This is a genomic window from Clostridium psychrophilum, from assembly GCF_018861705.1.
Lineage (GTDB): Bacteria > Bacillota > Clostridia > Clostridiales > Clostridiaceae > Clostridium_AD > Clostridium_AD psychrophilum.
On the sequence record NZ_JAHLEC010000036.1, the window covers coordinates 19,967 to 33,408 of the forward strand.

Sequence of the window (13,442 nt, forward strand, 5' to 3'; positions counted from 1 at the left end):
TGTCTCCTTTGATTATAAATTGTTATATGCTAACTCTTTTTATGTCTGCCCCTATATTTCTAAATTTTTCCTCAATATTAGGATAGCCTCTATCAATATGTTCAATACCTAAGATTTCCGTAGTACCTTCTGCTATAAGCCCTGCTATAACTAAGCATGCTCCAGCTCTTAAATCTGATGCCCTAACCACTGTTCCTACAAGCTTTTCCACTCCATCAACAGTAGCAACAGTTCCTTCTACTTTTATGTTAGCACCCATTTTTTTCAGTTCATCAACTTGTTTAAATCTAGATTCATAAATACTTTCATTTATTATACTTCTACCCTCTGAAATACATAACAATGCATTCATTGGTTGTTGCACATCTGTTGGAAATCCTGGATATGGCAAAGTTTTAATGTTTACAGCCTTGAGTCTTCCCTTAGCCTTAACCGTAACACTGTCTCCTCCTTCAATTACCTCTGCTCCCATTTCCATAAGTTTTGCAGAAATAGATTCAAGATGTTTTGGGATAACATTATTTACAGTTACTTCACCACCACAAGCTGCTACCGCTATCATAAAAGTACCAGCCTCAATCTGATCTGGAATTACACTATACGTACATCCTGTTAATTCCTTCACGCCTATAATTCTTATAACATCCGTTCCTGCGCCTTTAATATTAGCTCCCATAGAATTTAGGAAATTAGCTACATCAACAACATGTGGTTCCTTTGCAGAGTTCTCCAAAATGGTTGTGCCTTCAGCTAGTGTTGCAGCTGTCATTACATTTATTGTCGCTCCTACACTAACAACATCAAAATAGATGCTAGTCCCAATTAATTTATCAGCCTCGACATTCACTGCTCCATTTTCAACAGAAACAGTTGCTCCGAGTGCCTCAAAACCTTTTATATGTTGATCAATTGGTCTAACCCCTATTGGGCAACCACCTGGAAGTGCTACTCTAGCCTTTTTAAACCTAGCTAGAAGTGCTCCAATCAAATAATAAGATGCTCTCATTTTTCTTACATCTTCTGTATTAGCATCTATACTAGTTATATTAGTACTATCTATTGTAACTGAATCTTTTTTTCTCTTTATATTGCAACCCAAGCTTCCAAGTATTCTTTCAATACAATTTACATCTTCTATATCCGGAATATTCTCAATGATACATTTACCTTTGCTTGCTATTATAGCTACTGGTAGAATTGCTACTGCTGCATTTTTTGCACCGCTTATTTCAACTTGACCAAGGATATGTTTACCCCCGCTAATTACCAATTTATCCATATTTGTATCATCCTCACTATATATAATATATTAAGTACTTTTATTTCTACATACAACTCAAGTATACCATAAGTACATTGTATTTTAACATTTATTTTAAATTATTAAATTATATTATTTTATTTATCAAATATTTTATCGAAACATTTATATCTACTTTAAAAACAATATAAAAATCACCCGTGAAACCACGGGTGATTTTTATATTGTTTTTCATTATTTCATAGATTTAAAGCTTGCACAGTCTGTACATTCTGGTGTTTTAGCAACACTTTCATGTTTTACAACCTCAATTTTATTTAGAGTACAATAATTATCATCTGTACAATGAAATTTACATTCCCCTACTACACACCCTATACTGTCATTATGATTCATAAAAAAACACCTCCATTTATTTGCTACTTTAATATTATTAGCATAACTATATTTATTTATTCTAATAAATATATTGTTTATATTATTATCTTTCAAATAAGTATAAATATTATTATACATAAATTTACATTGAAATTACAAATTCTAAAAATTATGTTATAATACACTTATATTTATTCATAATAATATTAACCAATATTGGTTATTAATTTTACATGGAGGAAAAGAATGAAATATTTTTTAGTCGCACTATTTGATGATCTATCTAATACAACAGTTCAAAATATACAAAAAGATATTTGTAGAAAATATAAACTATATAAGAGTTCCCCTAATCTTTATGTCACTATAAGTACAGTAACAAATCCTGATTTAGAAAAACTAGATGTTATTGTTTCTAAGATTTTAGCTCCTTATAAACATTTTAAGATTGGCATAAATAATAATATTGTTTTAAGCGAGAATTTTAGTCAAGTTAATCTCAAGGTAGATGACCAGGGATATATATATCGCCTAGCAAGAAATATTACTGAGTCTTTAGATTTGCATGGTTTTAATGTTAAAACTGACGATAATAATATTAATCTGCGTATTCTCCTCGCAAATGCTAACCACATCATTAAGAAATCGTATAATGCTGGTACAATTTATATTGATGATACTTTAAATAAAGATGATTTTTATAAATTTGTAAAGGTTTCTAGGATTGAATTGTGGAAACAAGTTAACAATAAAAAAGAAATATTAGTTAAAACTTATGCATTAAGAGAATACTAAAAACTATACATTCCTATTTAGGTTTGAGGGGGAAATCAATGATATATTACTTAGTTGGCTTATTTGATAAAGTTTCTTATAAATATATGGAGTCTATACAAAAATCGCTATGTGAAAAGTATAACCTATACAGTTCTGAAACTAATTTGCCTAAACTTCATATAACTCTAGAGGTAATAACTGATCCTTGTCTTTACGACTTGGATGTCTCTCTAAAAAATATTATTAAAAATTATTCAAAATTTGAATTTAAATTGAATGGTGTAATATGTTTTGATCCACCCTACAAATCCGTAAACCTAAACATTAAGAATGAAGGTATCATATATGAATTATCTAAAAAGATAAATTATAATTTAAATCTACAAGGTTTTAATGTTAGAAAGCACATTGAAGATTGGAATTTGCATATTTCATTGGCGAACACCACATTTGCTGATAGAGAATGGTCTAACAGCGAATATTTAGCAGCTTGCAATTTAGCTAAGGATGAAAACTTTTCCAAAACTATAACTGTTGACACTGTAGAACTTTGGAAACCTATAAATAATAATAACGAAATGGTGGTTAAACAATATGAACTTACAAAAATTATTTCAGATGCAAAACACATTAGACCATAGAATTGAGACGCAACATCACCTTGAAGGTGTTCCTCTATTACATAAGAAAATATTATCACTTCAAGTAGAATTTGGAGAGCTCGCTAATGAGACTCGTTGCTTCAAATTTTGGAGTACTAAAAAGCCCTCAAGTAACGATGTTATTCTTGAGGAATATGTAGATTGCCTCCACTTTATATTAGGTCTAGGAATTGAAAAAGACTTCCAAGACATCACTCCAGAAATTAAGAATGTTACCTCTGAATTATCTGAGCAATTTTTAAACTTATATATAAATGTTGCAGATTTTATCAAATGCCCTTCTATAAATAACTATTTAAACATATTTGAAAATTTTCTAACTCTAGGTGAAAATTTAGGTTTTTGTGAAGATGATATAGAAAATGCATATTTACATAAAAACAAAATTAATCACGAGAGGCAAAACAACGGTTACTAATTCACATATCTTTTAAAAAAACACTCCATATATCACAATAATTATCTTTTTTAATATTACATTACATTCTGGGTAAGCTACACTAGAGGAGTGTGATTGTAATTGGGTATAATATTTTCTATTATTGCAGGCATATCTATGAGTCTTCAAGGTGTTTTCAATACAAGAGTAAGTGAAAAAATTGGTCTTTGGGAAACTAACGTATTTGTCCAAGGTACAGGGTTAATTTTAACCTTCATAATACTGCTTATAGCTGGAAATGGTAATTTTAAAGCTATAAAAGAAGTAAATAAATTATATTTGCTAGGTGGAGCCTTGGGGGCTATAATTATATTTTCTGTTATGCTAGGAATATCAAATATGGGACCAACTTGTTCCATCTCAATTATACTAGTTGCACAACTACTGGCCGCTGGTATAATTGATAGTTTTGGAATGTTTGGAGCCCAGCAAATTAAATTTGCCTTATCTAAGTTCGTAGGCCTTGGAATAATGGTTGTAGGTATAATAGTTTTTAAATGGGAATGCTAACTACTTTCTTATGCATTAACATATTTTTATGTTTCACATATACTATAATATTGTAACAATACATTAGGAGGCATACATGTTTTCCTTCAAAAATAAATTGGAACCTGCATTACGATATGCTTTGCAGAGTAATCTATATGAAAATTATAGAGTAATAATACACTGCAAATCACTTGAGGATAAAACTGTAAATAAAATTAAATCTTTGAAATGTGAAATTATACGTAATATTCCTTCTATAAATTGTATATGCGCTATTTTGACCTCTAGTGCTATTAATAGATTACTAGAATATCCACAAATATCATACATTATACTTGATTCTTATGCTTATTTGTGTGCGAGTAGTATACTCGCAGCTAATGGAGTATCCATTCAGACGAGTTATGAATTAACTGGAAATGGAATCGGCATCGGCATAATTGATAGTGGCGTATACCCACATTGTGATTTAATAAATCCAAGCAATAAGATTAAAAAATTTAAAGATTTAGTTAACAATTTAACCTATCCTTATGATGATAATGGTCATGGAACCTTTGTTAGTGGATTAATTTGTGGTAGTGGTTACGGGTCTAAAGGTATGTATAAAGGAGTTGCTAAAAATAGCCATCTTTATATGATTAAAGCCTTTAATAAACTAGGAAAAGGTTTCATATCTGATGTTTTACTTTCTTTAGAAACCATAATTAATGAAAGTAGTGACTTCAATATTAAGATTATTTGCCTTCCTTTTGAAACCTTCGAAACTAATGAATTTATACTATCTTTATTCTCTAAGCTTTTTGACCTTGCAATCTCAAAAGGCTTAGTTGTAATCGTGCCTAGCGGAAGTAATCAAAATGTTAGAAGTTCTATAAGAGGCATTGCAACTCTTAGTAATTGCATAACTGTGGGTGGTTATAATAGCTTGAGTAATCCAGAAATATACGAATATTCTTCTTGTGGTCCTTTTAACAAAATTGATAAACCAAACTTAATTGCTGCCTGTGTAGATATTTGTTCCCTAATTTCTGATACCGAATTCGTATCAGAAAAAAATGGTGTGAAACTCTATCCAGCATGTATTACTAAACTATATACAACCTACACTGGAACATCTTGCTCTACCGCTTTTATAAGTGGTATATGCGCTCTACTCTATGAGAAAAATATAAATTTATCCTTCAAAGATATATTGGCATTGCTAAAAGTTTCTTCAAGTTTAATGAATTTCCCTAAATATATGCAAGGAGCTGGTATTTTAGATCTAACAAAATTACTACCTTAACTAATTCACTCAATATCATATATATTATGCAAAATAATTTAAGGCACATATATCAATATGTGCCTTAATCATCCATGCCTATATATTATAATAATTCTTTCCTAAGTAAATCTAGTAACTGCATAGTTGCTTTCTCTCGAACTTTCTGCCTATTACCAACTAATTTAAGCATTTTAGTTTTAACTTCCCCATTTATATATAAACCTACATACACAAGTCCCACTGGTTTTTCTTTGCTTCCACCGCCTGGGCCTGCAATTCCTGTGGTTGAAAGTCCAATACTAGCACCTGACGTCCTTGCTATGCCTGAGGCCATTTCTGCTGCTACTTCACTACTTACTGCACCATATTTATCTAAGGTTTCTTTTTCAACTCCTAATCTACTGATTTTAGCCTCATTACAATAGGTTACAGCTCCCTCAATAAACGCAGAAGATATTCCCGGGTAGTTTATAAGCGATGATGCTACCATTCCTCCTGTGCAAGATTCAGCTGTAGCTATAGTTAATTTTTTATTCACTAACATTTCACCAATTACATTTTCTAATGTTGTATCTCCTTCACCATAAATGTTATTACCAAGTCTGCTACGTATTTCGTTTTCCATTGGCACAATTAATTCTTTGCCTTCCTCTTTGGTATTAGCCTTCGCAGTAATTCTAAAGGTTACTTCTCCTGCTTTAGCGTAAGGTGCCACCGTTGGATTGGTTTGGTTATCCATTATGTCTTCTAACATTTCTGCTGCCGTGCTTTCCCCAACTCCAATAACTCTAAGCACTTTTGAGACTAATATGCCTTGCTGAAACTTTTTAAGATAAGGAACTACAGATTCCTCAAACATAGGTTTCATTTCCCAAGGTGGTCCAGGTAACAAAATAACTATTTTTCCGTTTTCATCTATTATACATCCTGGTGCTGTGCCATTATTATTGGGAAGTATAATCGCATCTTTTGGAAAATACGCCTGTTTTTTATTGCTCTCTACCATTGGTCTATTACTATCTTTAAAATAATCCTCAATAATTTTTAAAGATGCTTCATGAACCACACTTTTCTTCTTAAAATACTCAAAAGCTACTTCCTTAGTTAAATCATCTTTTGTAGGTCCAAGTCCACCTGTAGCTATAACTAAGTCAACTCTACTAAAGGCTAATGTGTATGCCTCTAAAAGTCTTTTTGTATTATCTCCAACTACTGACTGATGATAGACAGTTACCCCTAAATCTGCAAGTCTCTTAGCAATATATTGTGCATTTGTATTAACTATATCCCCAAGCAATATTTCTGTCCCAACCGCTATTATTTCTGCTTTCATAATAGATTCCTCCTCTTAATTGTTTTTTATGTATCATTACATAATTAAATAATTAAAATACCTAATAACATTTAGTACCCTTTTTTAAATCTACTATATTTGTTAATTTTTCATGACGTATATATCTTCTCATGTTTTCAAATATAGTCTTAAACCTTCTTTCATTTCTCATCTCTGATATCCAAGAATTATGAGAAGTTAATATAACATTATTTAAATTCCATAATGGGTTGTCTTTCTCTAATGGTTCTTTTTCATATACATCTAGAGCGGCACCCGCTAACTTACCGTTTGTTAGATTTTTAATAAGACATTGCTCATCAACAATACTGCCTCTAGCTACATTTATAAAATAACTTTCATCCTTCATTTCAATGAATTCATTTTCATTAATTAAGTGATAAGTTGCTTTAGTATACGGCAAAGTAACCACAATCACATCACATAATTTTAACATTTCATGACGTTCACTCATGCAGTAACATCTATTGAAATATTCAATAGCTCTGCCATTTGTATTTACACCTAATATGGTTACACCAAATCCTTGAAATCTCTTTGCTGCTTCTGAGGCTATGGTTCCTGTTCCTATAAATCCTATAGTTTTACCATATAACTCATGAATACTCGTATCTGTCTTCCACTTTTTATTTCTTTGATTTTCATATAATCCCTTACTGTTTTTATAAAGTTCTAAGGTTTTTAATACAATCCACTCCCCCATAGGTATACTATAACCTCCATTATTGTTTGTAATTATAATAGATTTACTTTTAACATACTCCATGGGCAATTGATCAATTCCTATACTAGATAATTGAATCCATTTCAGATTTTTCATTTTTTTTATATCAAGAGTTTTAAAAGGATTATAACAAACTAAAACTTCTACATCTGCAAGTTCTTCACTATAAACTAAACTTTGCTCTGAAATCACCTTTATATCATACCCAAAATCTTCTATATCTTTTATTTTATTTCCTCCATAGTTATATGTAAAAAGTGCCTTTGTAGCCATGTTATATCCCCCTTTGAAAAAAAAGGTGCCATAAGGCACCTTATTTAAATACATTTACAATATTTGTAAATATATCCTTGTTATCTTTAAGTTTAGTTTCATTACCTAATATACAAAAACAGTCTTCTTTTATAATATCACTTAGTAGATTGTTAAAAGACCTAATGTCTTCTGGCTTTGTATCTAATACTTCTTGCCTTTCCTCTTGTCTTTGAGCCTCTGAAATACCTCTTATATAATATGCTGTAGCCCTCTCACCCTTCATAGAAGGAGTTAATGGTGAATCAAGTTCACTAATTGTTCCTATAATATATTTGGTCATCTCTCTTTCAGATGCCTCAAAACTTCCTATATAATCACATATTCCGTCATAAGCTTTCAATGTCTCTTGAACATTAGGATCTCGATAAGAAACAAAAACTATGTTACCGCTTCTAGCTATGTTTGCGAATCCACCATATGCACCACCTTGTACACGTACTCTGTTCCATAAATAGTCAAGACTAGCTATAGTTTTAAGTACAAGCATCTTGCCTGAATAAGAATAGCCCTTCTTAATGAAATTGTATCCCTTAGCTACATACTGAACATCTGATGATGTTAATAATCCTTCATTGTCTTTGCTAAGTTCAAAATCATATGAAACGTCTGGTAATTTTTTATCTTCTAAAATGTTTATAACTTTGGGAAGTTCAGTAGCAAAAACATTATATATATCTTCTTCCCCTGTAACACTTATAATTAGATTGTTTTTGTTAAATATAACCTTTGATACCTTATTTAAATTTTTAATTATCTCTTCATATTTATTATCAAAATCTCTTTCGATTTCATTTATAAATTTATAAAAAGATATTCCAGTAGTTTTTTCTATATAAGCTGAAGCTGGCGAAAAATAAGAAGTAAGCCTTCCTGCTGCAACCATATGTCCTCTATCAAGGATTTTCATTTCATACCTTGATTTGAGTTGTTGAATTAGCTCTTTTAAACGTTTTTTTTCATCAAACTTAGAAAGACTGATTATCTCTGCTATAATATCAAATAATTTAGGAATTTTTTCTGATAATGCTTTAGCCTTTACTACTAACTTAGTGCTGTATTGCTCAAAATTTTCACTTTCACCATATACATCTGTAGTAAAATGAATTCCTCCAGTATTAATATTAATTTCATTAGATAAATCTGAGTAATTAGTATATTTAGTACTCACTCTTCCTAAAATAGTTGATAGTAACGTTATATAAGGCAGTAACTTCACATCTACTTTTTTAGCATCAAATAGCATATTTATATAAGCAATCTTATTAGTAAATATATCATGCGATAATACCTTTACTCCATGCTCATCTTTTACATCGATTGGTAAATGCTCTACCTTATTTTCAATATCCGAAAGTTCAAGTAAAGGAATTGTTTCAAGTACCTCTTTCGTATCCGGCGTCATTTGTCTTTTTTTAAGAGATTTTGTACTCTGCACAAGTTCCTCTATTTGTTTTTGAGAAAGACTGTTTTTATACTTTTCTAACTTTTCATCTACTGCATTAGACTTTTGTTCCGCTAACCCTTTTTTGCCATTCAAAATTACTATAGAACTATGGGTATTATCTATTAAATACTCCTCTATTAGGTCTTCAAAATAATTAGTAGTTAGAGCTGATTTTATTTTACTTAGATAACTTTCATACTCTAAATGCATAATTGGATCTTTGTCATAAAGCCAACTATCCATACTGGTTATATAGTAATATAGTCCCTTTGGAAAGCCACCTAAATCAGCCTCTCTTAACTTAAATTCAGTAATATTAATACATGCTTCTATTAATTTTTTATCTATTCCCTCTTTAACTAATTTCTTTAAAGTTGTAAGTACAACTTCCTTAAATTTTTCTTTTTCACTTTCATTAGAGTTTTTAACTATTATACTAAACACTGGTTGTAATATACTATTATCAAAACTACCAAATACATCTTTACCTATTCCTGCATCTACAAGTACTTTCTTTAAAGGTGCTGCAGCACTCTCGAGTAATAAATACTCTAGAATTTCAAGAGCTAGATGTAATTCTGGTTTGCTAACATTATCACCTGCTACAAAATTTAAGCTTAAGAAAGTTTTTCCTTGTTCATCATCATCTCGCGATATAGGATAATCCATCTTAACTTCTTTCATCTTACTAAATGGTTTCTGAAGTTCAATATCTGAGTCTACTGATATTTTATCAAAATTATTTAAATATTCTTCACTAATAAATTTTAACTGTTCATCAATATTTCCATCACCATATAGGAATATATAACTATTAGAGGGATGGTAATATTTTTTGTGAAAATCTAAAAACTCTTTTTGTGTTAAATCTGGTATGTTTTCTGGATCTCCACCAGATTCAACTCCATAAGAAGTATCTGGGAACAAAGATTCTTGGATTTTTCGCATAAGACAACCTTCTGGTGAGGAAAATGCGCCCTTCATTTCATTATAAACTACACCTTTATATGTTAATTTATCATCCTTGTTCTCTAATTCATAATGCCAACCTTCTTGCATTAGTATTTCTGGCTGAGAGTATATATTTGGATAAAAAACTGCATCTAAATATACATCCATAAGATTAAAAAAGTCTTTTTCATTTTTACTAGCTAAAGGATATATTGTTTTATCTGAAAAAGTCATAGCATTTAAAAATGTATTTAAAGACCCTTTTATTAACTCTACAAACGGCTCCTTAGTTGGAAACTTTTTAGAACCACATAACACTGAATGCTCAAGTATATGTGGTACTCCATTACTATTTTCAGGTGGTGTTCTAAACCCTATAGAAAATACCTTGTTATCATCATCATTCTCTACATGAAATAGTCTAGCTCCACTCTTCACATGCTGGAATAATCTTGTAACTGAATTTATTTCTTTTATATTTTTCTCCTCGATTAACTTAAAACCATGATATGTACTGCCAATCGTAAATTTCATTTGTCTCCTCCTCATACTTTCCTTAAGTGTTTCATTTCTTGAAATATTGCTAAAACTAACATGCAATATACAACCAATATTAAAAATATCCTATTATATTAATTATACACCATTTTATTCCTTGTTACTAACACCATAGATTATAATATATCTCTATTCTTCCTCATTTAAATTTGTATATACTATAGATAACTTAAAATTTATATTTCTATAGTATTTAAGCAAAATTTTTTCTTTGTTTATTACATAAAAACTATTTTCATTAAACTATTTATATGTATATGTGTAAATTATTGTTTTCATTATACTTATGTGTGTATTAAAAATATACATGCATAATTAAATGCCTTACTATTATTTTAAATACTTACTATAATATTTATATTTTAAGTGAATAATAAGAAACATTAAAGAAATAATAACTTTATATATATATAATTAGTGCTAATAATCATTTATGTGTTTTCAATGTTAAAACTGCATGGCTTAACCCTAGTATAAGTGCTTTAAGGATGGTGATTACTTGACTTACGAATATCAATCTTCTAAATTAAATGCTATTGTTTTGAGCCCTAAATTTATAAATATAGTTTCACTAAACCAACAAATGATTGTCGAATTAGATGAGTCTCCTTCTACTGGATATTGTTGGTACTTTAGTGTCTCTAATCCCTCAGTAATTGACTTAGAATATAAAAGAATATTTAATTTTAATAAACCAAATATAATCGGAGGAAGTCAGCAAATTATTTGGAGATTTAAATGTTTGAAGTTAGGTGAGTCTAAGATACATTTTTCATACTATAAAAGTTGGAATAGAGATCATCCCCCCTTAGATGAATATATATATATAATAAAAGTAGAATAGAATTTTTTATGAATTTTGTGCATAAAAAAATACCCCTAAGAGGTATCTTTAAATATGTTATATTATTAATACATATGATAAAAAATAATAAGTAAAAATAACTATTGTAAAAACTTAATATTTTTTAAGTTAGTATTTCGTATCCAGTTTGGGTAACAAGTATAGTATGTTCCCACTGAGAAGATAATGAACCATCTACAGTCACAGCTGTCCAATCATCATCGAGTACTTTTGTCTCTGGACTTCCAACATTAATCATAGGTTCAATAGTAAAAGTCATATTGGGAAGTATTACCATTCCCTCACCCTTATTGCCTACATGGGCTACAAATGGTTCTTCATGAAATTCTAATCCAACACCATGACCACCATAATCATATACTACTGAATATCCGAGACTTTCTGCATGTTGTTGAATAGCATATCCTATATCTCCAAGTGTATTAAAAGGCTTAACCTGTTCTATACCTAAGTCTAAACATTCTTTTGTTACACGTACCAAATCTTCTGCCTCTTTAGACCCTTTTCCTATTACATACATTCTACTGGCATCACCATAATAGCCATCTAATATACAAGATACATCTACATTAATTATATCTCCATCTTTTAAAATTGTTTCACAAGGTATGCCATGACATATTACATTATTAATAGATGTGCATACACTTTTAGGAAAATCACCATAACCTAGTGGTGCTGGATATGCATTATGAGAAACTGTATATTCATGAACCCAAGTATTAATTTCTTCTGTAGTTACTCCAACCTTTATTTTTTTACCAACCATATCGAGTATATCATGCGTTAATACACAACTTTTTCTTATACCTTCAATTTGTTCCTCTGTTTTCATAATATCTCTAGGTATTTCATACCCTACTTTTTCCTCTATATTACTTATAAATTTATCCTGATCCATATGACATCTTTTATACTTTTTACCACTGCCACACCAACAAGTATCATTTCGTGATAATTTGTCCATTACATTTCCTCCTAAATAAAATTATTTAAAGCATTAATTTTAACTACAAATTAGTTATAACATCTTACTTATTATTCTCTAAGGTGCATATGTATATTTTTATTTTTAAATATTCATAAACTATTAAGTTTTCATCGTATATTAATGATTCACCTTTCATTATAGTTCATAATTCTAATTATTAACCGTTATTTTAAAAAACTCTTTTTATAATATCATTAATAATTACATTTAAATACATTATATGTAATAACCAATTTAATTTTATAACTTTCTTATTTACATGCTTATTAAACGTTATAAAAGAACATTCTAATTAACGAATGTCCTTATTATTAATAATTTATTGTTACGATTTGATTAAATCTAAATTCTGGATATTATTTAATATATAATCTCTTTTAAGATACTCGTATTTATTAGCACTTGCTTTGGCTACTAAATTGTTATTCGCTATTTCTGTAGCTTCTTCAATGCTTTTAGCCTTAAATATTATAGTTCCACCATTTCTATTATACATTCCCCCACAAATCAAATATTTAGAAGAGTGATTATCCTTATCTGTATTGGTAGAATAAGTGATTGCTAAACTGTCATTACCTTTTTGTGAATAATTAATCTTAACCAATAAATCTTTTGTTTCCATTTGTTTTACCCCCCAGTTAAATAATCTAGTACTCTCGGAAACTCTCAAGCCATTGCTAATTCTAGGTTCATTTTTATGCATATATCAACTTCACCCCAGAATTTCTTCGAGCTTTCTATATTGAGGATAGCATAGGTAATCTAAGCTATCCTTAGTATTATTGATTTATTTAAATTAAATAGTATGTAATAAGACTTGACAGTAGTAAAAATTTCGCAAAATGAATTGTGTATATTATTACCATTTTTCATTTATAAGGAGTGATTTTTATGTTAACTGTTAAGGCTTCACATACTCAATATCAAAATTTTGTTGAAACATTTTTAGAAGAATTCTTTA

13 protein-coding genes are annotated in these 13,442 nt (G+C 29.6%); 6 read left to right on the plus strand and 7 right to left on the minus strand.

Annotated features, from left to right (window positions below; all coding sequences use genetic code 11):
- Positions 1-22: 22 nt before the first annotated feature.
- Together murA and KPL38_RS09615 are read right to left on the minus strand one after the other, a co-directional pair.
- On the minus strand, positions 23-1,279 hold the full coding sequence (gene murA, locus KPL38_RS09610) for a UDP-N-acetylglucosamine 1-carboxyvinyltransferase (protein ID WP_216288923.1): 1,257 nt from the start codon (positions 1,277-1,279) through the stop codon (positions 23-25).
- 216 nt (positions 1,280-1,495) lie between these two features.
- Complete coding sequence (locus tag KPL38_RS09615) at positions 1,496-1,657, minus strand: DUF1540 domain-containing protein (protein WP_216288924.1); 162 nt, start codon at positions 1,655-1,657, stop codon at positions 1,496-1,498.
- 228 nt (positions 1,658-1,885) lie between these two features.
- Here KPL38_RS09615 and KPL38_RS09620 point away from each other — a divergent pair, with 228 nt between their 5' ends.
- The 5 genes from KPL38_RS09620 (at position 1,886) to KPL38_RS09640 (ending at position 5,297) form a co-directional block, all read left to right on the plus strand.
- Positions 1,886-2,434 carry a hypothetical protein gene (locus KPL38_RS09620; protein WP_216288925.1) on the plus strand — a complete coding sequence of 183 codons (549 nt, stop codon included), beginning with the start codon at positions 1,886-1,888 and terminating at the stop codon, positions 2,432-2,434.
- Between the two features lie 38 nt (positions 2,435-2,472).
- The gene (locus KPL38_RS09625) at positions 2,473-3,057 is read left to right on the plus strand and encodes a 2'-5' RNA ligase family protein (RefSeq protein WP_216288926.1); all 585 of its coding nucleotides are present in this window, start codon (positions 2,473-2,475) and stop codon (positions 3,055-3,057) included.
- Positions 3,011-3,496, plus strand: a complete 486-nt coding sequence (locus KPL38_RS09630; RefSeq protein ID WP_216288927.1) for a dUTP diphosphatase — start codon at positions 3,011-3,013, stop codon at positions 3,494-3,496. Before KPL38_RS09625 ends, KPL38_RS09630 begins: the two co-directional genes overlap by 47 nt.
- A gap of 102 nt (positions 3,497-3,598) precedes the next feature.
- Positions 3,599-4,027, plus strand: coding sequence for a DMT family transporter (locus tag KPL38_RS09635; protein WP_281419348.1), 429 nt, complete (start codon positions 3,599-3,601; stop codon positions 4,025-4,027).
- Between the two features lie 76 nt (positions 4,028-4,103).
- A complete protein-coding gene (locus tag KPL38_RS09640; RefSeq protein ID WP_216288928.1) occupies positions 4,104-5,297 on the plus strand; it encodes a S8 family serine peptidase in 1,194 nt (397 codons plus the stop codon).
- Positions 5,298-5,382: 85 nt separating this feature from the next.
- On the opposite strand, the gene KPL38_RS09645 is transcribed toward KPL38_RS09640, so the two are convergent.
- The 3 genes from KPL38_RS09645 to KPL38_RS09655 form a co-directional block, all read right to left on the minus strand.
- On the minus strand, positions 5,383-6,612 hold the full coding sequence (locus KPL38_RS09645; protein ID WP_216288929.1) for a competence/damage-inducible protein A: 1,230 nt from the start codon (positions 6,610-6,612) through the stop codon (positions 5,383-5,385).
- Between the two features lie 61 nt (positions 6,613-6,673).
- The gene (locus tag KPL38_RS09650; RefSeq protein WP_216288930.1) at positions 6,674-7,630 is read right to left on the minus strand and encodes a phosphoglycerate dehydrogenase; all 957 of its coding nucleotides are present in this window, start codon (positions 7,628-7,630) and stop codon (positions 6,674-6,676) included.
- A gap of 40 nt (positions 7,631-7,670) precedes the next feature.
- The gene (locus KPL38_RS09655) at positions 7,671-10,601 is read right to left on the minus strand and encodes an insulinase family protein (protein ID WP_216288931.1); all 2,931 of its coding nucleotides are present in this window, start codon (positions 10,599-10,601) and stop codon (positions 7,671-7,673) included.
- Positions 10,602-11,124: 523 nt separating this feature from the next.
- Here KPL38_RS09655 and KPL38_RS09660 point away from each other — a divergent pair.
- The gene (locus KPL38_RS09660; RefSeq protein ID WP_216288932.1) at positions 11,125-11,469 is read left to right on the plus strand and encodes a protease inhibitor I42 family protein; all 345 of its coding nucleotides are present in this window, start codon (positions 11,125-11,127) and stop codon (positions 11,467-11,469) included.
- 124 nt (positions 11,470-11,593) lie between these two features.
- On the opposite strand, the gene KPL38_RS09665 is transcribed toward KPL38_RS09660, so the two are convergent.
- Positions 11,594-12,457, minus strand: a complete 864-nt coding sequence (locus KPL38_RS09665; protein WP_216288933.1) for a methionyl aminopeptidase — start codon at positions 12,455-12,457, stop codon at positions 11,594-11,596.
- Between the two features lie 349 nt (positions 12,458-12,806).
- A complete protein-coding gene (locus KPL38_RS09670; protein ID WP_216288934.1) occupies positions 12,807-13,103 on the minus strand; it encodes a hypothetical protein in 297 nt (98 codons plus the stop codon).
- Positions 13,104-13,442: the final 339 nt, after the last annotated feature.

What these genes read in the sequence shown, in the direction of transcription:
- murA (WP_216288923.1), bottom strand. Translation starts at nt 1,279, where the DNA reads ATGGATAAATTGGTAATTAGCGGGGGTAAACATATCCTTGGTCAAGTT.
- KPL38_RS09615 (WP_216288924.1), bottom strand. Translation starts at nt 1,657, where the DNA reads ATGAATCATAATGACAGTATAGGGTGTGTAGTAGGGGAATGTAAATTT.
- KPL38_RS09620 (WP_216288925.1), top strand. Translation starts at nt 1,886, where the DNA reads ATGAAATATTTTTTAGTCGCACTATTTGATGATCTATCTAATACAACA.
- KPL38_RS09625 (WP_216288926.1), top strand. Translation starts at nt 2,473, where the DNA reads ATGATATATTACTTAGTTGGCTTATTTGATAAAGTTTCTTATAAATAT.
- KPL38_RS09630 (WP_216288927.1), top strand. Translation starts at nt 3,011, where the DNA reads ATGAACTTACAAAAATTATTTCAGATGCAAAACACATTAGACCATAGA.
- KPL38_RS09640 (WP_216288928.1), top strand. Translation starts at nt 4,104, where the DNA reads ATGTTTTCCTTCAAAAATAAATTGGAACCTGCATTACGATATGCTTTG.
- KPL38_RS09645 (WP_216288929.1), bottom strand. Translation starts at nt 6,612, where the DNA reads ATGAAAGCAGAAATAATAGCGGTTGGGACAGAAATATTGCTTGGGGAT.
- KPL38_RS09650 (WP_216288930.1), bottom strand. Translation starts at nt 7,630, where the DNA reads ATGGCTACAAAGGCACTTTTTACATATAACTATGGAGGAAATAAAATA.
- KPL38_RS09655 (WP_216288931.1), bottom strand. Translation starts at nt 10,601, where the DNA reads ATGAAATTTACGATTGGCAGTACATATCATGGTTTTAAGTTAATCGAG.
- KPL38_RS09665 (WP_216288933.1), bottom strand. Translation starts at nt 12,457, where the DNA reads ATGGACAAATTATCACGAAATGATACTTGTTGGTGTGGCAGTGGTAAA.
- KPL38_RS09670 (WP_216288934.1), bottom strand. Translation starts at nt 13,103, where the DNA reads ATGGAAACAAAAGATTTATTGGTTAAGATTAATTATTCACAAAAAGGT.